Here is a 20,765-nt window from a genome sequence, read left to right as displayed (position 1 = left end):
CATGCCCGCGAAGAGGCCGGTGCAAGGGAAGGACTTATTCCCCGCGGTTCTTCTTCACGATGACATCGGCAATGCTTGTCGGCGCCTCGGCATAGCGGGTGAACTTCATCGAGAAGCTCGCCCGGCCCTGGGTCATCGAGCGCATCGAGGTGGCGTAGCCGAACATCTCGCCCAGCGGCACTTCGGCACGGATCACCTTGCCGGCCGGCGTTTCATCACCGTCCTGGATCATCCCGCGGCGCCGGCTGAGGTCACCGAGGATGTCACCCTGGTACTCCTCCGGCGTTACCACCTCGACTTTCATCACCGGCTCCAGCAGCACCGCACCACCTTTCTGCGACAGCTGCTTGGTGGCCATCGAGGCCGCGATCTTGTAGGCCATTTCGTTGGAGTCGACATCGTGGTACGAGCCGTCGTACACCGCAGCCTTCAGGTTGATCAGCGGGTAGCCGGCGAGCACGCCGTTCTTCATCTGCTCTTCGATACCCTTCTGGATCGCCGGGATGTACTCGCGCGGTACCACGCCACCGACGATCTCGTTGATGAACTCCAGGCCTTCCTTGCCCTCATCGCCGGGGGCGAAGCGGATCCAGCAGTGGCCGTACTGGCCACGGCCACCGGACTGGCGGACGAAACGGCCCTCGATCTCGCAGGTGTTGCGGATCTTCTCGCGGTAGGCCACCTGCGGCTTGCCAATATTGGCCTCGACGTTGAACTCGCGGCGCATGCGGTCGACGATGATGTCCAGGTGCAGCTCACCCATGCCCGAGATGATGGTCTGGCCGGTCTCTTCGTCAGTGCGCACGCGAAATGACGGATCTTCCTGGGCCAGCTTGCCCAGGGCGATGCCCATTTTTTCCTGGTCGGCCTTGGTCTTTGGTTCCACGGCCACGGAAATCACCGGGTCGGGGAAGTCCATGCGCTCGAGGATGATCGGCTTGTCCATGTCGCACAGGGTATCGCCGGTGGTCACGTCCTTCATGCCGATCAGTGCGGCGATATCGCCGGCGCACACGTCCTTGATTTCCGCCCGTTGGTTGGCGTGCATCTGCACCATGCGGCCGATGCGTTCCTTCTTTCCCTTGACCGAATTGAGCACCGCGTTACCGGAGCTGAGCACGCCGGAATAGACCCGGGCGAAGGTCAGGGTGCCGACGAACGGGTCGGTGGCGATCTTGAAGGCCAGCGCCGAGAATGGCTCGCTGTCGTCGGCGTGGCGCTCCAGGTGTTTCTCTTCGTCGTCCGGGTCGGTGCCCTTGATAGCGGGGATTTCCGACGGCGCGGGCAGATAGTCGATGACCGCGTCGAGCATCAGCGGCACGCCCTTGTTCTTGAACGACGAGCCAAGGATGGTCGGCACGATTTCGTTGTTCAGGGTGCGCTTGCGCAGGCCGGCCTTGATCTCTTCGGTGCTCAGTTCTTCGCCTTCGAGAAACTTGCCGAGCAGCTCGTCATCGGCCTCGGCTGCCGCCTCGACCATGTGCGCCCGCCATTCATCGGCCAGCGCCTGCAGTTCGGCGGGGATGGCTTCTTCGCGATAGCTGGTGCCCTGGTCGGCGTCGTTCCAGTAGATGGCCTTCATCTTCACCAGGTCGATCTGGCCCTGGAAGTTTTCCTCGCTGCCGATGGCCAGCTGGATCGGTACCGGGTGGTGGCCCAGGCGCTGGTCGATCTGCTTGACCACGCGCAGGAAGTCGGCGCCCTGGCGGTCCATCTTGTTGATATAGGCCAGGCGCGGCACGTGGTACTTGTTGGCCTGGCGCCACACCGTCTCGGACTGTGGCTCGACCCCGTCGGCGCCGCTGAATACCACCACCGCGCCATCCAGTACGCGTAGCGAGCGCTCCACCTCGATGGTGAAGTCGACGTGTCCCGGGGTGTCGATGATGTTGAAGCGGTACTTGTGGGCGAACTGCTTGGTCGAGCCTTGCCAGAACGCGGTGGTCGCCGCCGAAGTGATGGTGATGCCGCGTTCCTGTTCCTGGGCCATCCAGTCCATGGTCGCGGCGCCGTCGTGCACCTCGCCCATCTTGTGGTTGACCCCGGTGTAGAACAGGATCCGTTCGGTGGTGGTGGTCTTGCCAGCATCCACGTGGGCGACGATGCCGATATTGCGGTACAGCTCGATGGGCGTTGTGCGGGCCATGGCGGACTACCTGCGAATGGTCGGATTCCACCACGTTAGCAGACCGGCAGAATCCTGCCGTGCCGCCGGGCTGTCAGTCAGCCTGGGCCAGCAGCAGCCAGCGGCCATCTTCTTCGCGCGCCAGGCCGCTGGCCGGCAGCAGGGCCAGCAGACGGCTGTGCAGGGCGGCTTCGGTAAAGGTCTTGAGCGTGGTCAGGTCCAGGTTGCCGACCAGGTTCAGGTCAGCCTTGGTGTATGACAGCCAGGCCTTTTTCAGCACCTGGGCGACGTCGCTGGCCGCCGTGCTGGCGAAGCGGCGGTGCCACGGGCGGCCGTCGAAGGTGAAGGTGTGGGGGTGGCTGTAGCTGCTCTGCTCGCCACCTTCGGCGCAGCGGTGGCAGCGGCACGGGCCTTCGCCGAAGGCATTGCGCAGGTAGCTGTTGAAGTCCACCACAGGCTTGAGGGACAGGCGTTTGTCGACTTCGAACAGGTCGGCGATCAGGGGTTCTTCGGCGCTCACTCGGGGATCCTCGTGTATGTGGCGTGCATCGGCGGGCACCCTAACAGATCAGGCCCGGCAGATCACCTGGTGCAAGCTCAACCGCATAGCGCTCAAGCATTTTGGGGGAGCTGGCTTGCCGGCGATGCGGCCAGTAGAGACAAGCGTGATCACCTGCCGTACTCTACGCGCCCATACGCCTACCCACCCACCGAGGTAACCCCGCTTGAGCATCCAGTACCTGTACATCGCCACCATTACCGTCAGCGCCGAAGACCGTGGCGGCGACGCCGAAGCCTCGGAGAACTCGGGCATGCGCGTTGGCCTGGAGGCCGTCACCGAAACGCTGAAGAAGGTGCATTTCGTCGGTACGCTCGCAGCCCCGGAAAAGTCCGCCACGCACATCTGCGTGACCCTGGAAAACGGCCTGACCTACTACGGCCCGATCGTCAACGGCCACGCCGAACTCGAAGGCGGCTGGATTGCCTTCGAGTGCGACATGCTCAGCCCCGAAGAGCTGGGGCTGTAAGCGCTGCAGCACGGCGATAAAAGCGTCATTGCAACTTCCATAGACGGAAAGTTGGAAAACTAGCATTTCTGCTAGTTGTGGCTGCCCTTGGGCATCCTTAGCATCGAAGTCGGGAAATACTTCGGCAAGAGGATGCCAGGATGAACAGGATAAAGGCGGGAATCGCCTGTGCCGTGATGCCACTGTCGACATTTATTGGGGCTGCAGGCGCCGTCACATGTGAAGATGTCGTCAAGCAGATTGATAGTTGGTACTCCGATACACGATCCAACTGTGGCGTAGATCCGGCTGTTGACTGCAGCGGGGTGATGTTGAGGGCCACGCATCGTTGGGACGAAAAAGTTGGAAATCCGGAAAAGGTTCCCGCGCCGACCGACCCTCTCAAATATCATGTTTGGAACCCTAGCCCGGCATCGGTAGCTTCGGGTGGGGTTTCAGTATCCTGGATGCGTGCCGATCAAATCGCTTACCGAGATCCTGGCCTGTCGGCGAACAACGGGATCATATTCACGCCTCGTCAGTTTGTGAACGATCCTGATAAAAAGCTGAATGTAGTTTGTGCGTTTCCAATCGATGCCTGGACCGACTTTCGCGGAGATCGTGGCTGTTTGGATAATAATAAAACTGCTGAAGCTGAAGAGAGTTGTCAGGCACTCGGGATTACCGATGCAGTAGGGTGGACGCGTCATTTCAACGGTCTGCAGGCATCCACCACAAGCGACCGTCATAAGAAACAATGTGGTTTCAGCTTGAAAAAAAGCCTTGGCCGTGCGCAACGTACCGAGGCGTTCAAGGACTTTATCGCAGCCCGCCAGGCGATCGCCAATACCCGTGATGCGCTGGAGACTCAAACCGAGTTGCGCGTGGCGACCTGGAATAACGATAAAGTTCCGGTGGCTGCCTTTTTCTACAATGTTGCGGCCGGCCGCAAGCAAGCCATGAAAAACCAGTTTGATTATTATCAGCACACCGGGTCATGGGTGCCGGTGGTCAGGTTCGACTTTCCGCAGGCCGCCAACAGCGCTGCACACTTCTCCTGTGAGGCAGGTGCGCAGCATCGAGACCTGCCGCGGCCAATTCAGACAAGTTCTACTCAGCCCTATATTCAAAGCGCGAGCTGGATTCAGCGTGACGACCCGCACTTGGGCAAAGACGTATGGACCCTGGCGGTCACGCCAACGGCGCACGGCCGGCGCATCGCTGCGAACGAGACGGAAGCGATGTATGCGGAGTTGCTGAGAAAATATGGCGATGATCCGCGTTGGAGTGGGGATCGGTATGGGGCTGGCATGCGCAGGCAACTGGTCTGCCATTTGGCTGGCACCGACAAGGGACGCGCGATACGTGACAAACCGACCTACAACATGGAACCCATACGTCCAGATGCCACGCACCAGCAAGCACTCGCCGAGGGCTGCAATGTCTGGCCGGCTGTACCGTATCTCTAGGGGCTCGGGGGGATATCCCCCAGGCTGAAGGACCCTGTCACCGCCGGTGCAGTGCTTCGCCCAATGCACCGCTGCTGGTTGCAGAACGTGTGCCATAGCCTTTTCAGGAGTCGACCATGAATCGCGTAGTGCTGCAAATTTGCGGTATGGCCCTGCTATGCCTGTTCACCTCCGGTATCTGGGCCATGAGTGGTCCCGAGATTGCTGACGCGCTAAACATGCGTCTGGCTGATACCCCCGAGAAATGCGCTGCCAATCAACCCGACTATGCCTGTAGCGGCGTGCTGGTAAGGCCAATGGCGCAGAACCATCCGTACAAGTTCTGGGAGCATGATTCGGCGGCCAGCCAACGTGGCAGTGAGATGTTTGTCTACCTGCGCAGTGATTTGCCGGCGGCGACGGTTACGGAGAAGACCGGCTTCATCCTCATGAACCGTTTCGAAGCGTTGGCCCAGGACAAGGTTTACGACGTGAGCATTCGGCCGCATCACGAGACCGTCGAGGTGGCCAATTGGGATGACCAAACTCCGGCCAAAGTGGCCGTGCAGGCACTGTATTACCGCTTGGGCGTTCCGGGCGCATTGTGGCGGGGGCAGAGACACCAATTGAGCTGGTATCGGGCCACGGGCGAATGGTTACCGCTTCTGCGCTACCAGCCGAATGATCCCCTTGTCTTCGGTTTCGCTCAATCTGAGCAGTTATACGAAGGTTACGCTGTAGCAGCACGAGTCAACGCCCGATATGTGGATACGGCGCCTGCCTGCCCGGATGGAAGTGCCCGTTACAACTGCAATGGCGTGTGGGTGCGTGGAACCGGCGTTGGGAACTTTCGAGCTTGGAACAATTCGCCTGACTCTAAACGTTATAATGCTGTTTCGTTCAGTTTCTTTGCGGCCGATACCCAAGTGGTTCAAGCGCCAGTTTATACGCAGGGCTATATATTAAAAGCGTCGGGTGCTCCGGCAGCTCAGCCCATTACGTTGCGCTGTATGTATCCGCAAAATGGCGGCACATCCGGCAGAAATAATCCGTGCTCTCATCAGGGAAACTGCCGAAGCTTGGGTATCACGACGGCTCAACAGTGGAACAGCCGCTATAACGGCGGCCAGAGCGGCAGCTGTGCCTTTGATACAGACCAGCCGGGGTTTCAGTTGGCGGCGGAAGTCAGAAAACTACGTTCCGCAAAAGATTGGAACGAAGCGGTGATGAACGTCTGGCCCGACAATGTACCGGCGGACTTGCCGCTGGAGGCATTTTATTATCGAAGCACCGCAACCGCCAGAGAAAATGCGAGACGCTATCAGCGAGAATTCAATCAGGATACCGCTGGCGGGTACCTGCCTGTATTGGCACTGGATACTTATGCGGCCAATGGTCGGTTGGTAGAGTATCGCCCAGAAGATCAATACTTCGAATGAACAGTACAAATACAACAACGCGTGCTCACGCGCAAGCTGAAAGGTTAAGGCTGATTATCGATCATCAGCTTTCTGCGCCTGTTAATATTAATAGCGGAGGATAAAATGCCAACTACCCCTGCTGACGCACTGCAGAACGATATCGATGATTTCATTGCCTACCTATTGAAACTCGATCCCAACAGTATCCCGCCTGGGAGCCTGGGTCATATATATATTCCCGAGGGTGTGCGCCCGCTCAAGACCAAAGGCGCCGAAGTGGGTGTCAGCGGTGATCTCATCAATGAAGGCAGTGCTGGCCTGCCGGTGGTCATACCGGCGTACCCGAACATGCAAGTGGACGATGTGATCAAGGTCTATTGGGACGACGATCAGGTCTGGACGCACAAAGTGCGCATCGGGCAGCAGGGCCAGCCGCTGACGCTGAACATACCAGCCGATGACATTCCGGCGGGCATTACCGAACTCTATTACAGTGTCACCGCGCCCGGTGCGACAGCCGAGGAGCAGTCCTTGCGCCTCAATGTGCTGGTGCGGCTCAATTATCCTGGCGAAGATTCAACCCTTCAAGATCAGTTGGCACCCGTCACGGTATCCCACGCCAGGATCGACCTGAACAGCAGGAACGTGCAGGTGACGGTGCCGCCGTATGCCAAGATGCGCCGCTATGATCGCATCCAGCTGAGCTGGTCGGGGCACATGCTTGAGCATGAGGTGACCAGCCGCCAGGTCGGCAAGGATGTCATCGCTGATATCCCCGATGCGGTGGTCGACGGCTCCAGCGACGTCAATGTGGAAATCAGTTACTACGTGGTCGACGAGGTGGGCAACGAGTCCTACGACTGGTCACCCGACACGCTGATCCCCAACGACCTGGCCAAAGGCTTGGTGGCGCCGCATGTGGTGGACCCGCAGACGGGCCAGAGTGTGACGCGCCTGCAACCGGGCTCGCCAGGTTCGGCTGGGCTCAGTGTCGAAATCGATCCGCCGCCCGCAGGGTTCAAGGTCGGTGACCAGATTCATGCGCTGTGGACCGGTGAGGATGCCCAGGGGGTGAGCACGGTCGTCGACCTGGGCACGCAGGTGGTGGTACGTGGCACCCGAACCCTGGTATTCGCCCTGCCGGCCCAATACCTGCAGCCGTTATGGGGTGGCCGGGGTATTGCCAGCTACGAGTGCTATCAAGGTGCCAAGATCGAATATTCCAAGCGCACCCGGGTGAATTTCGTCGGAGCCGCGCTCAAGCTGCCGTCGCCGCAGCTCAATGGCATCAGCCAGGGGTATGTAGACGCCGACCTCGACCCCACCATCGTGGTGGTCCCGGCCGCCGCCAAGCTGCAAGCCAATGATCTGGTCACCCTGACATGGCGGGGCGTACGTCCGGATACCACGCTGCTGCTCGAAAAGCCCGCGCCGCTGCGTATCAGCAGCGCCCAGGCTGGACAGGATGCTGTGTTTCGTCTGGATGGCAGCAAGGTGCTGCAGCCGCTCGATGGTGGCACGCTGGATATCTCCTACTCGGTCACCCGTGGCAAGGCACAGTTGCTGTCCGAGCCGGCCTTGCTGGATGTCGGTGACACCTTGGAAACCTTGGTTGCGCCTACGCTCGATCCAGACCCCGCCAACGGCGTGCTCGACCCCGCGCTGGCCGAATACGCACACGGGGTGGACCTGGTCGTGCCGCTGCCGAACACGATCACCTCGCCTAGTACCGTTGAAATCGAATGGAGTACTTCAACCGGCGGGGTTTATCTGGACACCCAGAATGTACCCGCCTCGGGCGGCACCAGCATCAAGTTCCAAATTCCACGCGTGCAGCTCGATCCCGGCCTGACCCAGACCTTGGACGTGGCGGTTTACTACCGCATCGTGCAGCCTGGGCAACCGGACCAGGTGTCGTTCGACCTTGACCTGGTGCTGGGCAAACAGCCGCAGCTTGGCTTGCCCCTGCCCGTGGTCAACGAAGTGCAGCAGGATGTGCTCGACCCTTCCATGCTCGGTATCGCGGCGACGGTGACGATTCCGGCTGCGGCTGGGCTGGCTGCCGGTGACAAGGTGGTGGTCTACTGGAATGGTGATCAGCCCAATAGCATCACCGAGGTCCACGATTCGGTGGCCAGGGGCGAGGAGGGGCAGGCGCGCATTCTGCCGATCGACCTGCGCTATGTACTGGCCAGCGAGAACGGTGAGGTTGATGTGCAATACGAGATCATTCGTTTCGCCCTCAAGCGCCCTTCAGATTGGTCCGGCCTCATCAAGTTCCGGGTGCAGCGCGGCGCCTTGCCGAACGCCGTAATCGCCGAGGCAGTACAGGGCAATATCAACCCGTTCGACCTCAAGGGCCAGGCTACGGCGATGATTGCAGCGACCGCCGGGCTGGAGATCGGCGATGAAGTGCTGGTCGATGTGGTGGGGCTGCTGTCCGGGCATATGGACACTATTACCCATACCGTGCAGGCAGGCGAGCCTGGGTTGGCACTGCATATCACAGTCGCGTCTGGGATCATCACGACCCACATGAACCATGGGCTGAAGCTGAGCTACAGGATCAAACGCTTCGTCGATGGCCGGATCGAGCAATCGCTGGAGCAGTTCTACTCGGTCAACCAGGTGGTCAGCGCTGCGCCATTGAGAGTCATGGGGGCGCGCTACAACGTTGATGGCAGGGCTGATATAACACCGCCGAAGCGCCTGACGGCCGTGCATGCATTGACCTCCAGCCCGATCATCGCCGAATGGCGCTACAGTGGCGACGCCAACTGGACACCGGCGCAGACCTGGCGCGATACCCAGCCAGAGCGTTTGCTCGAAGTGCGTACCCGCGCGCAGAGCATCGTGCTCAATGTGGCCAACGTGCTGGGCAACTCTAGGGGCTTCACTGCCCTGACCGATACCTTGGTGCCAGGCGCTTACGGGCTTAGGTCGTGGGGTAGCATCGCCGCGGCACCTGCGCTCAACGATGTGGTCGATCTCTCGGTCAATGGCCTGGCCATGGCGGCCAGGCGTTTGAATGGTGCGATCACTTGCTGGGGCCAGGCGGGCTACGGTTCGATCATGCGGCCCGAGGATGTGGTGCGGCGGAATTTTCTCAAGGTTCGCTCCAACTACGATGCCTTCATCGCACTGTATGGCACGAGCACTGGCGATCGATGCCTGACCGGCTGGGGCAACCGTGCGCACGGTGGGCGGATTCCGCAATATATTCTCGACCTGCGTGACGTTGATGACATAGTCGCCACTCACTACGCATTCGCGGCCCTGCGCAGTAATGGCGGTGTGGTGGCCTGGGGAGATTCGATGTATGGCGGTGTTATGCCGCCAGCCCACCAGATACTTGACGATGTAGTGGAACTGCAAGGTACCGGCGGCACTTTCATTGGCCGGCGAATCACTATCGACGGGCGCAAGAAGGTGTTCGTTTGGGGGGACTTTCGCTATGTCGGCAATGTACCTGCAGCCATCGCTCAACGCGATGACATCGAATCGATCGAGGCGCACACGAATACAGCTTTCTGCTTGCTGACCAGCCAGCGCCAGGTACTGGCGTTCGGTTATGCATCCAGCGGCGGACGCGTGCCTGCCGAGATCGCGCGGCTGACCGACGTCATCGAGGTAACTGCTACCGCTAGCGCCTTCTGTGCCAGGCGCAGTAACGGGCACATCGTGGCGTGGGGGCATGCGTCGAACGGCGGGAATCTGCCCGCCGACATCGCCAAACGCGCCGATGTGGTGCAAGTCAGCGCTACAGGCGCAGCGTTCGCCGCATTGTTCGCTGATGGCTCGGTCAGATGCTGGGGCGCTGCCAGCCATGGCGGCAACGCCAATGCCCTCGCCGGGCAATTGATCAACGTCAGGGCAATCTACGCTAACTCACTTGCCTTCACCGCATTGACCCAGGATGGCCGCGTGCTGACCTGGGGAGATAGCCGGTACGGCGGCTATAGCCTGCCCGCCCAGGTCGACCTGGTTCAAAAACTGCGCGCCCAGCGCACTTAATTTCAGACTCGATAGCAGGGCCTGGTGGTCAGTCGCAACGCCGCCCTCGACAGGAGCGCCCCATGAGCAACCTCAACACGCCGACTTCGCATCACGCCATTGCCGGCTGGCTGGACCCGGACCGCCTGCCAGTACAAGGCGCAGCGGTCGATATCCAACTCGACGCCATGTATGCAGGCGAGGAGTTGACTGTCGTGCTGGCCAAGGCCGATGGCACACAGCTGGCCAGCAAGAGCCTGCCGGTAAACCATAACGACCAAAACATCACCCTGCGTTTTGCCAGCCAGTTTTTCGTCAAGGGCAGTGGCAAACTCAAGGTCTACTACACGGTAGGCACCGACGGCCCCAGCCCGGCCCTCGAGTTCGACATCAGCGATGGCTTTACCGGCGGCCATGTGGTGGATCTTTCCGCCTTGCGGCTGCCGGTGTTCTATCACAACGGCAAGATCAAGCTGCCGCAGCAATTGCCGGCGCAGATGCGTTTCGCCCGGCCCCTGCTCGGCGCGACAGGCTACAAGAGCAGCGATGCGAGTGTTGCTACGGTGGACGGAGCCGGTAATGTCAGCGTCTTGCGAAACGGTAGTACCACCATCACCGCTTCACTCGCCGCAGGTAGCACGCAGCAGTACACGTTGATCATCACTGGCCTGGTCGGGCTGGAAATTCTTGCCGCCAGTTCGACGTGGAGTAATACCGAGAAACTCTGCCGGTCGCTCGGCATGCGTCTGCCAAGCCAGTCGGACTTCGCCTTGTTCAAAAACACCTACGGCGCGCAGCTCGGCCAGTGGCTGCCGGACCTGGCCATTTGGGGAGAGGGGATCGGTGCCGACAGCGCCTGGACCTTTCACCCGCACACTGCTGTGATAACCGGTGAGTCGAGCAAGGCCGGGGTATTGCGTCAGGCGGCCGGGATGAACTGAGGCAGACCGGCGCGCGTTCACGTGCACTCGCGGTCCCGAGGTCGGCCACGCATATCTGCATGGCGCTGGAGAACGGCCTGACCTACTATGGCCCCGATCGTCTACGGCCATGCCGAACTCGAAGGCGGCTGGATTGCCTTCGAGTGCGACTTTGTCAAACCGCAAACACTGGGCCTTGAGCTTCAGCCCAGCTCCGCCAGGCACTGTTCGAGGATGTCCAGGCCTTCCTCGAGCACCTCGGCTTCGATGGTCAGCGGCGCCAGCAGACGAATGATGTGCCGGGCCTTGCCGCTGGGCATCAGCAGCAGGCCCCTGGCCCGTGCCGCTTCCATCACCTTGGCCAGTTGCGCGGGTGCCGGGCTGCCGTCGGCATTGACCAGCTCGACGCCGCGCATGGCGCCGACGCCGGTCAGGCGGCCGATGAACGGCGTCAGGCCCGAATCCTTCCAGCGCTCGAAACGGCGAACGATCGCCTGCTCCTGGCGCTCACCCCAGGTGGCGATGTTTTCGTCGCTCATCTGCGCCAGGCTGGCCAGGGCTGCCGCGCAGGCGATCGGGTTGCCCGAATAGGTGCCGCCCAGGCCGCCCTTGGGCAGCGCCGCCATCAATTCCTTGCGCCCGACCACGGCGCCTAGCGGCATGCCACCGGCAATGCTCTTGGCCAACAACAGCAGGTCCGGCTCGATGCCCAGACGGGGGAAGGCGAAGCGCTGGCCGGTGCGGCCGAAGCCCGACTGGATCTCGTCAATGATGATCAGGATACCGTGTTGGTCGCAGAAGCGGCGCAGCGCCTGGGCGAAAATCGGGTCAAGGGCGAGGAAGCCACCTTCGCCCTGTACTGGTTCGAGGATGAACGCGGCGACGTCCTCCACCGCCAGTTCGACGCTGAACAGGCGGTCCATGGCCTTGAGTGCCTGTTCGCAGGTAACCCCGGTGTCGGTGCTGGGGTAGGGCAGGTGGTAGACCGGCCCGGGTAGTTCACCGACCCGTTGCTTGTATGGGGCAACCTTGCCGTTGAGGTTCAGGGTGGCCAGGGTGCGGCCGTGGAAGGCGCCATCGAAGGCGATGATAGCGCGCTTGCCGGTGGCACCGCGGGCCACTTTCAGGGCGTTCTCCGCAGCTTCGGCGCCGCTGTTGGTAAGCGTGCCTGCCAACGGGTAGCTGACCGGCACGAACTGGCTCAGTTGCTCCATCAAGGCCAGATACGGGCCGTGTGGGGCGGCGTTGAAGGCGGAGTGGGTGAGGCGGCTGGCCTGGGCCTGGATCGCCTCGACCACCGCCGGGTTGCAATGGCCCAGGTTGAGTACACCGATACCACCGACAAAGTCGATGTAGCGTTTGCCGTCGGTGTCCCAGACTTCGGCATTACGGCCATGGGAAAGTGTGATCGGATGAACGATGGCAATGGACTGGCTGATACTTTCCTGATTCATGGGCACGCGGACCTTTGTTCGGGTTTCTTATTATCCAAGCGTGTTGGCCAGTTATTCCGCAAACGAATTATTCGATTGGGGTCATTCCTTCGATTCGTGATCTACCTAATTTTTTTGTGATGTCTGTACCGGCCTCTTCGCGGGCTTGCCCGCTCCCACAGGTACTGCACAAGGTCCGAACCTGTGGTGATCCTGTGGGAGCGGGCGAGCCCGCGAAGAGGCCGGTACAGGTTAACTCAATCCCCCTCAGCCACCCGCTCGCGAATCCACTGCACGAAGGCCCTCACCTTGGGCACTTCGGCTGCATGTTCGGCATGCGCGATGAAGTGCCGGCCATTGCTCGCCACCGGGTGGTCCCAGGCCACCACCAACTTGCCCTCGCTCAGCTCTTCGGCCACCAGGTAGCGCGGGATCAAGGCGATGCCGCAGCCGGCAATGGCCGCGCGGATGCACAGGTAGAACGTGTCGAAGCGCGGCCCGTGGTAGCTGTTCTGGCTGTGCAAGCCCAAGCCCAGGAACCATTCGTGCCAGGCCTCCGGGCGCGACACGCATTGCAGCAGGCGGTGTTCGGTCAGTGCCTGGGCGCTGTCGAAACGACAGCTGGCCAGCAACTGTGGGCTGCACACCGGTACCACTTCCTCACTGAACAGCTCGATGCAAGTCGCCCCGGGCCAGGTGCCCTGGCCGAAGAAGAAGGCGATATCGGCCTTGGCCTGGACCAGGTCGAATGGCTCCAGCTCGTTGCGGATGTCCAGGTGAATGCGCGGGTAGCGGTCACCAAAACCCTTCAACCGCGGCACCAGCCAGCGCGCACCGAAGGTGGGCTGGGTGGCAATGCGCAGCACTTCGGTCTCGTCGCCATAGCTGAGGATGTAACGGCTGGAAATGTCGATCTGGGTGAGGATCTTGTTCACTTCGGTGAGGTACAGCGCACCGGCCGGGGTCAGGTGCAGGCGGCGGCGAATGCGCTGGAACAGCGAGTGCGCCAGCATGTCCTCGAGCTGTGCCACCTGCTTGCTGACTGCGCTCTGGGTCAGGTGCAGTTCCTGCGCCGCGCGGGTGAAGCTGAGGTGGCGCGCGGCCGCTTCGAAGCACTGGAGGGCGGTGGTCGAAGGCATCAGGCGTTTGGACATGGGGAGCAAATACCGAGCAAAAAAGGAAGGAGTTCATTCCATATCGGAATCATGTGCTTCGAAAAGGTCGTTTGTTGACCCCGGCCTATAGATTAATACTGACCTGGATCAACGATGACAACCGGTTGTGCGAAGAGGAGGTCAGTTACCTTTCCAGCATCTGCAAAACAACAATAACCAGCATCAGAAATTGACCAGAATTCTGCTCCAGTCTTCCGCCGCTTTGCTGCGGCCGAGCCATTCGAGGGTTGTTCATGGCTTCGCTACATAACAACAAACAGCGCTCCTTGCAGCACGGCCTGACCTCCCGTCAGGTTTCCATGATCTCCATTGCCGGCATCATCGGCGCCGGCCTGTTCATCGGTTCTTCCAACGCCATCGCCACCGCTGGCCCGGCCATCCTCATTTCCTACGCCATGACCGGCCTGCTGGTACTGCTGGTCATGCGCATGCTGGGAGAAATGGCCATCGCCAACCCCAATAGCGGTTCGTTCTCCACCTATGCCTCCGAAGCCATCGGCCCCTGGGCCGGCTTCACCATCGGCTGGCTGTACTGGTGGTTCTGGGTGCTGATCATCCCGGTCGAGGCGATTGCCGGCGCCGATATCCTGCATGCCTACTTTCCAGCGGTGCCGTCCTGGCTGTTCGCCTTGCTGATCATGCTGGTGCTGTCGGGTACCAACCTGATCAGCGTGAAGAACTTCGGCGCTTTCGAATACTGGTTCGCCCTGGTCAAGGTGGTGGCGATCATCGCCTTCATCGTGGTCTGCAGCCTGGCGGTGTTCGGTGCGTGGCCGCTGGCCGAGGTGTCCGGGGTCAGCCGGCTGTGGGACCACGGTGGCTTCATGCCCAACGGTTTCGGTACCGTGCTGGGCGGCGTGCTGATCACCATCTTCTCGTTCTTCGGTGCGGAAATCGTCACCATTGCTGCGGACGAGACCGCCAACCCGAAAGACAAGATCCGCCGTGCCACCAACCTGGTGGTGTACCGCATCGCCATCTTCTACCTGGCGTCGATCTTCCTGGTGGTGTCGCTGGTGGCCTGGAACGACCCGGGGTTGAAAGCGGTGGGTTCGTTCCAGCGCGTGCTGGAAGTGCTGAATGTGCCGGGCGCCAAGCTGCTGGTCGACCTGGTGGTGCTGGTGGCCGTGACCAGTTGCATGAACTCGGGCCTGTACACCGCGTCACGCATGCTCTATTCGCTGGGTGCCCGTGATCAGGCGCTGAGCGTGACCAAGCGCATCTCGGGCGCCGGGGTACCGACCGTGGCGGTGATGTTCTCGACCCTGGCCGGTTTTGCCGGTTGCTTCGTCAACTATGTGTTCCCTGGCAAAGTGTTCGGCTTCCTGCTGTCCACCACCGGTGCCATCGCCTTGCTGGTGTACCTGGTGATTGCCGTGTCGCAGCTGCGCATGCGTGCCCGTGCCGAGCGTGAAGGGCGCCAGCTGGAGCTGAAGATGTGGCTGTTCCCGTGGCTGACCTGGCTGGTGATCGGCACCATCGTCATGGTCCTGGGCTACATGCTGTTCAGCGATGCCTATCGCTACGAGACGCTGATGACCGCTGGGGTTACCCTGTTCATCCTGCTGGTGTCGCTGACCCAGAAACGCGGCAAGGCAGTCACCCAGCCAGCCTGATGTTTCTGCTTAAATGGGGGCGTTATCCGCCCCCATTCCAACAAGCACAGGAAGCGTATGAACGACCAGCCCCTTTCCCTCCAGGCCCTGGCTGCACCCGATGGCACCTGCTATGGCTGCGGTTGCTCCCATCCCAGCGGCCTGCACCTGCAAAGCCACTGGGACACCGACGGCATCCATCTGTTATGCCGACATGCCCCGGACAGCACCTTCATCGGCTGGCCCGGCCTGGTCTACGGAGGTTTGCTGGCGATGCTGGTGGACTGCCACTCCAACTGGACGGCGATGGCCTACCACTACCGCGCCGAAGGCCGCGAAGCGGGCAGCCTGCCGCGTATCGATTGCGTCACTGGCACGCTCAACCTGAGCTACCTGAAACCGACACCGATGGGCGTCGAACTGCTGCTCAAGGCCCGCGTGGAAGGTGAAGTCGGGCGCAAGACGCGGGTACTCTGCGAGGTCTGGGCCGGTGATGTACTGACGGTCAGCGCCGACTCGGTGTTCGTGCGCGTGGACACGGAAAAGCTCAAGCTCAAGGCGCACGGGCAAGGTTGAGCCCGGCGTTATGCCGCCTTCCTGTTGAAAAATCGCACGTGTTTCACGGATAGGTCCGATTTGGGCTTCCCGCTTTTCGCACTACTCTGGCCGCGTCTTCACCACAAGAAGCCCAGGATGACCACAGGTTTCACGCTGCCCCTTCGCCCGGCCCGCTGACGCGGGCGGGCTTCTCGCCCCATCCTGGTTCATTCCCAACCTTCTGCATCGACACTCCGGCAACGGCGGCAATGCCGTGCCCGACACCTTTGCAGACGCATTCAAGGAGAGACCCTTCATGCGTGCCAGATCCACAGTCAAAAGCCTGCTCATCGGCTCGCTGGTATTGCTCGGCGGCTGCGCCAGCGCCCTGGTGCCCAGCGAGCAGATCGAACTGACGCGAAGCGCCGTCAACCGCGCGGTGTCTGCCGATGCCACGCAATATGCCCCGGTCGAGATGCGCGCGGCCCAGGAAAAACTCAGCGCCATGGATCGCGCCCTCGGCCAGGACGACCTCGAGCAGGTCCGCCGGTTGGCCGAGCAGGCTGAGGCCGATGCCCGTCTGGCCGAGCGCAAGGCCATGGCCAGTAAACGCCAGGAACAACTGGATATCGCCCGCAAAGGCATCGAGGTGCTCCGCCAGGAGATGCTCGAAGCGCCGCAGAACGCCATCCACTGAAGGACACGAACATGTCGAAACGCCCACTGTTTACAATGGTTCCGCTCCTTGGCCTGTTGCTGGCCGGCTGCGCTGCCACGCCGGAAAATGCCCGCCTGCTGGAAGCCCGTGAGGCCTACTCGGTACTGCAAGGCAAGCCTGAGTCCAGCCGGATTGCCGCACTGGAAACCCAGGAAGCCTACATCGCCCTGGGCAAGGCCGAAGGGGCTTCGCTGAACAATCGGAAATCCCCCGACGTCGAGCAACTGGCCTACCTGGCCCAGCGCAAGATCGAAAGCGCCGAGCAGACCATCCTGCTGCGCCAGGCGGAAGCGGGCCTGCAAGGTATCGAGGCGCAGCGCACCCAGGCGCGTCTGGATGTGCGCACCGCCCAGCTGAAGGCGCTACAGGCGCTCAAGGCCAAACAGACCGAGCGCGGTACGGTGGTGACCTTCGGCGATGTGTTGTTCGATACCGGCCGCGCGGAGTTGCGTGGCGGCAGCCAGCGTAACATCCGGCAACTGGCCGAGTACCTGCTGGCCAACCCGGAGCGCAAGGTGCTGGTGGAAGGCTTTACCGACGCCACTGGTAGCGAGGCCTTCAACCAGCAGTTGTCCGAGCGCCGCGCCGGGGCCGTGGCCAATGCCTTGCGGCGCCAGGGCGTGGCGGCCGCGCGTATCACCAGCGTTGGCTATGGCAAGGAGTACCCGGTGGCGACCAATGCCGACGCGCAATCACGCCAGCTCAACCGCCGCGTCGAGGTCATCATCTCGCAGGGAGCCGAGGCTGTAGCACCGCGTTACTGATCGCCACGCGGGCGCGGCAGGGAGCCGCGCCTTCGCTCAGCTGCCTGGCAATGGTCAAACCGCGACGTTGTCCCTAAAGTGGTGGCTTCCATTTCTGCAGGGGCCAAGCATGACCGATCTGAGCGCATTCCCCATCACCCGTAAATGGCCGGCGCGGCACCCCGAGCGCTTGCAGCTGTATTCGCTGCCTACGCCCAATGGCGTGAAGGTGTCGATCATGTTGGAGGAAATCGGCCTGGCCTATGAGCCGCACAAGGTCAGCTTCGACAATGACGACCAATTGAGCCCCGAGTTCATTTCGCTCAGCGCCAACAACAAGATCCCCGCCATCCTCGACCCCAACGGGCCAGGCGGCCAGCCGCTGGCGCTGTTCGAATCGGGCGCGATCCTGCAGTACCTGGCGGAAAAGAGCGGGCAGTTGCTGAGCCGCGACCCGGCCCAGCGCTATCAGACGATCCAGTGGCTGATGTTCCAGATGGGCGGCATCGGGCCGATGTTCGGCCAGGTCGGCTTTTTCCACTTCTTTGCTGGCAAGGAATACGAAGACAAGCGCCCGCGTGATCGCTATGTCAACGAATCCAGGCGCCTGCTCGGAGTGCTGGACCGGCATCTGCACGGGCGGGACTGGATGGTCGATGACTACAGCATCGCCGACATTGCAATCTTCCCTTGGGTGCGCAACCTGGTAGAGCGGTACAACGCCCGCGAGCTGGTCGGTTTCGATCAGTTCAAGGAAGTGCAGCGGGTGCTGGCGGTGTTCCTCGAACGACCAGCGGTGCAACGTGGCCTGACCATTCCTTGAGTGCCCATGACTGCGGCAACGTTTCGGCCACAGGGTGAAGAATACCAATCGTCAACGGACAGGCCTGTCCCGGCGCCTGTTCGTTGACGGAAAACTACCGTGTTCAAGGCCGCACGGTGAAGTTACCTTCAGCCGCGTAGCCGTCGTCATAGGTGAGTGTGAAACTGCCACTCAGGAGGTCGTTCGTGGCTTCGGTGATGTAAATTTCGCCCTCAGTGGCAAAACCGTTGCTGCCCTCCGGCACTACCAGCTGTGAGAAATAATCGCCCTCATTCGGCCCGACCTCGTGGTGTCCGACCTCCAGTCCAGTGCTGCAACCGATTGACAGGAAGTAACCATCAGCCGATCCGAAAACGAGCACTGGGGAGAAATGGACGTTTGTTAATACAAGCTCTTTCGAGCCCCCCGCGTGCGAGACTTTTACGTTGAACACGCCTTGGGCAGTAGTTTTTTCTTTTGCGCTTTTGAGATCTAACGCTTGATGTTGGTATGCCATGATGCGTAGCCTTCTGCTGTGGTTGATTGAAGCATCAGCATCAGCAGCTACGAGCTTTTCCTCTACTGGCAAATTTGCCAGTGGTCAGGGCTTGCCGGGCTCATTCACACTTCCAGGCTTGCCTGTGACGTTCAGAAAAGCGGGCGCAGCAGCCAGTACAGGCTGCCCGCCAACAACATCGCCGCCGGCAATGTCAGCACCCAGGCCATCAGCAAGTTCACCAGCGTACGCTTTTGTAGGCCAGACCCGTTGGCCACCATGGCCCCGGCAACGCCTGAACTCAGCACATGGGTGGTAGACACGGGTAGCCCGAACAGGTCCGCCGCACCGATCGTGCACATCGCCACCACTTCCGCCGAAGCACCCTGGGCGTAGCTGAGATGGGTCTTGCCGATCCTTTCGCCCACCGTCACCACGATGCGCCGCCAGCCGACCATCGTCCCCAGCCCGAGCGCGATGGCCACGGCCACCTTCACCCATAGCGGGATATAGCGGGTGGCGTCGTCCAGTTGGGTCTTGAACAGCTGCAGATGGCTGCGGGTGCCGCTATCGAAGGTCACCAGCTGGTGTTTCTCGATCAGCCGAATGGCTTCGCTGGCCAGGTACATGTCATTGCGCACATTGGCCATGGCCTCGGCCGGCACACGCTTGAGCGAGCCGTAGCCGCTGACCTCTTCGCCGATCGTCCCGGTCAGCGCAGCCAGTGCCGGTACCAGTTGCGGGCTGGCCTCGGGTTCGGCAACGAAGCGGGCAAGCAGCTGGCGCGGGTCGGCCGGGGCCGTTTGCGGGGCACTGCGTACCAGCGCCTGGCGGGTTGCCTCGGCAATGGCGGAAAACTGCAGCGCCTGCTCATTGGGCATGGTCTTGTTCAGCGCGTAAGCCATCGGCAGGGTGCCGACCAGAATCAGCATGATCAGGCCCATGCCTTTCTGGCCGTCGTTGGAACCGTGGGCAAAGGACACCCCGGTGCAGGTCAGGATCAACACGCCGCGGATCCACCACGGCGGTGGCGTCTGCCCCTGCGGCGCCTGGTACAGTGCCTTGCGCTTGACCAGCGCTCGCAATGCCACCAGCAGGAGGGCGGCGCAGACAAAACCGATCAAGGGTGAGAACAGCAAGGCATAGCCGACCTTGCTGGCCTGGGCCCAGTCCACACCGCTGGTGCCGTCACGCCCATGCATCAGCGCATTGGCCACGCCGACGCCGATGATCGAACCGATCAGGGTATGCGAAGAAGAGGCAGGCAAGCCCAGCCATGCGGGCGGGCGTGCTGTTCGGCCAGCTGCGGCTGGCTGGCCAGTAGCGGGGCAGCCATGAGGGCTCCGGTTGGCGTTGGCTAAGGTGCCGAAGGCCTGGAGCATAGAAACAATTCGCTGCCTGGCCGTGACCTCGATCAATGAATTACCTAGGCTTGTGACAGACGGTGAAGGCAGGAGAAACCGATGATTCGCTGCAAGCGTGTCTATGATGCGGTTGAGCCAGGCGATGGCCAACGGGTGCTGGTTGACCGCCTGTGGCCGCGCAACAAGCGCAAGGAGGACCTGCACGGGCAGTGGCTGCGCGAAGTTGCGCCGTCGGATGAGTTGCGCAAGGCATTTCATCAGGGAAGCGTGGACTTTACCGGTTTCACCCGGCGCTACCGGAAAGAGCTGGCAGCTCATCCCGCGCATTGGTATCCGCTGCTGGACGTGGCGGGGGAGGGCACGCTGACCTTGCTCTACGCCGGCAAGGACACCGAGTGCAACAATGCCCGGGTTCTGGCCGAATGGCTTGAAGACGAGCTGGATAGACGAGGGCCCGGCAGCTCGCCGGTATGCTACGCCCAGGATTGACGAACCCAAGAGCCCGACTGTTGATGCCGCTGAGCCTTACCCCCGCCAACGCCAGCCACTGCGCCTTCGCCCGCGATCTGACGCGGCGTGCCATGCTGCCGTACTACCGCGAATACGGCCTGTTGTGGCTCGAGGAAGCGTTCGACGAAGCCTGGGGCTGGCGTGAGCAGTGGCTGGTCACCGAAGGTGACGCCCTGCTGGGCTTTTGCAGCCTCAGCCAGGACCGCCAGGCGTTGTTCATCCGCGAACTGCACCTGCTTCCCGAGCAGCGTGGGCGGGGCGTCGGCAGTTGGGTACTGGAGCAGCTGGCGCAATGGGCCAGGCAACGCCGCCTGCCGCTGTTGCGGTTGATGGTGTTTCGCAGCAACCCGGCGCGCCTGCTGTACCAGCGGCACGGCTTTGTCGAAATGGGCGAGGACGAATGTTTCGTGCGCATGCAGCGCACGATCGATTGATAGCTTAATGATGGCTTGTAGTGGCCAAAGAGCATCGGCATAGT

Annotated in this window: 17 protein-coding genes and 1 pseudogene; 12 read left to right on the top strand and 6 right to left on the bottom strand. The window is 61.5% G+C overall.

From position 1 onward, the window contains the following. Positions 1-34: 34 nt before the first annotated feature. On the bottom strand, positions 35-2,146 hold the full coding sequence (fusA, locus tag QSV36_RS16480) for an elongation factor G (protein ID WP_289133324.1): 2,112 nt from the start codon (positions 2,144-2,146) through the stop codon (positions 35-37). Positions 2,147-2,219: 73 nt separating this feature from the next. After that, entirely contained in the window at positions 2,220-2,645 is a 426-nt protein-coding gene (locus QSV36_RS16475; RefSeq protein WP_289133321.1) for a hypothetical protein, read from the bottom strand. A 205-nt stretch (positions 2,646-2,850) separates the two neighbouring features. On the opposite strand from QSV36_RS16475, the gene QSV36_RS16470 reads away from it, so the two are divergent. The 5 genes from QSV36_RS16470 (at position 2,851) to QSV36_RS16450 (ending at position 10,935) form a co-directional block, all read left to right on the top strand. Next, a complete protein-coding gene (locus tag QSV36_RS16470) occupies positions 2,851-3,153 on the top strand; it encodes a hypothetical protein (RefSeq protein WP_289133320.1) in 303 nt (100 codons plus the stop codon). A gap of 140 nt (positions 3,154-3,293) precedes the next feature. Continuing rightward, positions 3,294-4,601 (top strand): DUF2599 domain-containing protein, encoded by a 1,308-nt coding sequence (locus tag QSV36_RS16465; RefSeq protein ID WP_289133318.1) that lies wholly within the window; start codon positions 3,294-3,296, stop codon positions 4,599-4,601. 116 nt (positions 4,602-4,717) lie between these two features. Then, a complete protein-coding gene (locus QSV36_RS16460) occupies positions 4,718-6,019 on the top strand; it encodes a hypothetical protein (RefSeq protein WP_289133317.1) in 1,302 nt (433 codons plus the stop codon). 105 nt (positions 6,020-6,124) lie between these two features. Next, positions 6,125-10,015, top strand: a complete 3,891-nt coding sequence (locus QSV36_RS16455; protein ID WP_289133315.1) for an RCC1 domain-containing protein — start codon at positions 6,125-6,127, stop codon at positions 10,013-10,015. A gap of 62 nt (positions 10,016-10,077) precedes the next feature. Then, positions 10,078-10,935, top strand: a complete 858-nt coding sequence (locus tag QSV36_RS16450) for an Ig-like domain-containing protein (RefSeq protein WP_289133313.1) — start codon at positions 10,078-10,080, stop codon at positions 10,933-10,935. Between the two features lie 182 nt (positions 10,936-11,117). Here the strand turns inward: QSV36_RS16450 and QSV36_RS16445 are convergent, their stop codons facing one another. Together QSV36_RS16445 and gcvA are read right to left on the bottom strand one after the other, a co-directional pair. Continuing rightward, a complete protein-coding gene (locus QSV36_RS16445; RefSeq protein WP_289133311.1) occupies positions 11,118-12,368 on the bottom strand; it encodes a 2-aminoadipate transaminase in 1,251 nt (416 codons plus the stop codon). A 236-nt stretch (positions 12,369-12,604) separates the two neighbouring features. Further along, complete coding sequence (gene gcvA, locus QSV36_RS16440) at positions 12,605-13,501, bottom strand: transcriptional regulator GcvA (protein ID WP_289133309.1); 897 nt, start codon at positions 13,499-13,501, stop codon at positions 12,605-12,607. A 254-nt stretch (positions 13,502-13,755) separates the two neighbouring features. Between gcvA and QSV36_RS16435 the strand changes: the two genes are divergently transcribed. From QSV36_RS16435 to QSV36_RS16415, 5 genes are all read left to right on the top strand, one after another. Beyond that, positions 13,756-15,138 (top strand): amino acid permease, encoded by a 1,383-nt coding sequence (locus tag QSV36_RS16435; RefSeq protein WP_289133306.1) that lies wholly within the window; start codon positions 13,756-13,758, stop codon positions 15,136-15,138. Between the two features lie 57 nt (positions 15,139-15,195). Continuing rightward, on the top strand, positions 15,196-15,693 hold the full coding sequence (locus QSV36_RS16430; RefSeq protein WP_289133305.1) for a PaaI family thioesterase: 498 nt from the start codon (positions 15,196-15,198) through the stop codon (positions 15,691-15,693). A gap of 277 nt (positions 15,694-15,970) precedes the next feature. Further along, positions 15,971-16,351: a DUF4398 domain-containing protein gene (locus QSV36_RS16425; RefSeq protein WP_289133304.1), complete on the top strand. Its 381-nt coding sequence runs from the start codon at positions 15,971-15,973 to the stop codon at positions 16,349-16,351. Between the two features lie 11 nt (positions 16,352-16,362). Then, a complete protein-coding gene (locus QSV36_RS16420) occupies positions 16,363-17,136 on the top strand; it encodes an OmpA family protein (protein ID WP_289133302.1) in 774 nt (257 codons plus the stop codon). A gap of 109 nt (positions 17,137-17,245) precedes the next feature. Continuing rightward, positions 17,246-17,938, top strand: coding sequence for a glutathione S-transferase N-terminal domain-containing protein (locus QSV36_RS16415; RefSeq protein ID WP_289133300.1), 693 nt, complete (start codon positions 17,246-17,248; stop codon positions 17,936-17,938). A gap of 103 nt (positions 17,939-18,041) precedes the next feature. Here the strand turns inward: QSV36_RS16415 and QSV36_RS16410 are convergent, their stop codons facing one another. Both QSV36_RS16410 and QSV36_RS16405 read right to left on the bottom strand, forming a co-directional pair. Then, positions 18,042-18,434, bottom strand: a complete 393-nt coding sequence (locus QSV36_RS16410; protein ID WP_289133299.1) for a hypothetical protein — start codon at positions 18,432-18,434, stop codon at positions 18,042-18,044. A 131-nt stretch (positions 18,435-18,565) separates the two neighbouring features. Next, positions 18,566-19,690: pseudogene (locus QSV36_RS16405) on the bottom strand (inorganic phosphate transporter); the annotation flags it as partial. Between the two features lie 186 nt (positions 19,691-19,876). On the opposite strand from QSV36_RS16405, the gene QSV36_RS16400 reads away from it, so the two are divergent. Further along, a complete protein-coding gene (locus QSV36_RS16400) occupies positions 19,877-20,266 on the top strand; it encodes a DUF488 domain-containing protein (RefSeq protein ID WP_289133297.1) in 390 nt (129 codons plus the stop codon). Between the two features lie 23 nt (positions 20,267-20,289). After that, positions 20,290-20,721: a GNAT family N-acetyltransferase gene (locus QSV36_RS16395; RefSeq protein ID WP_289133295.1), complete on the top strand. Its 432-nt coding sequence runs from the start codon at positions 20,290-20,292 to the stop codon at positions 20,719-20,721. Positions 20,722-20,765: the final 44 nt, after the last annotated feature.

The organism is Pseudomonas sp. BCRC 81390, assembly GCF_030341915.1.
GTDB lineage: Bacteria > Pseudomonadota > Gammaproteobacteria > Pseudomonadales > Pseudomonadaceae > Aquipseudomonas.
The sequence above is the reverse complement of the archived record's forward strand: the minus strand, read 5'-3'. Positions and strand labels throughout refer to the sequence as shown.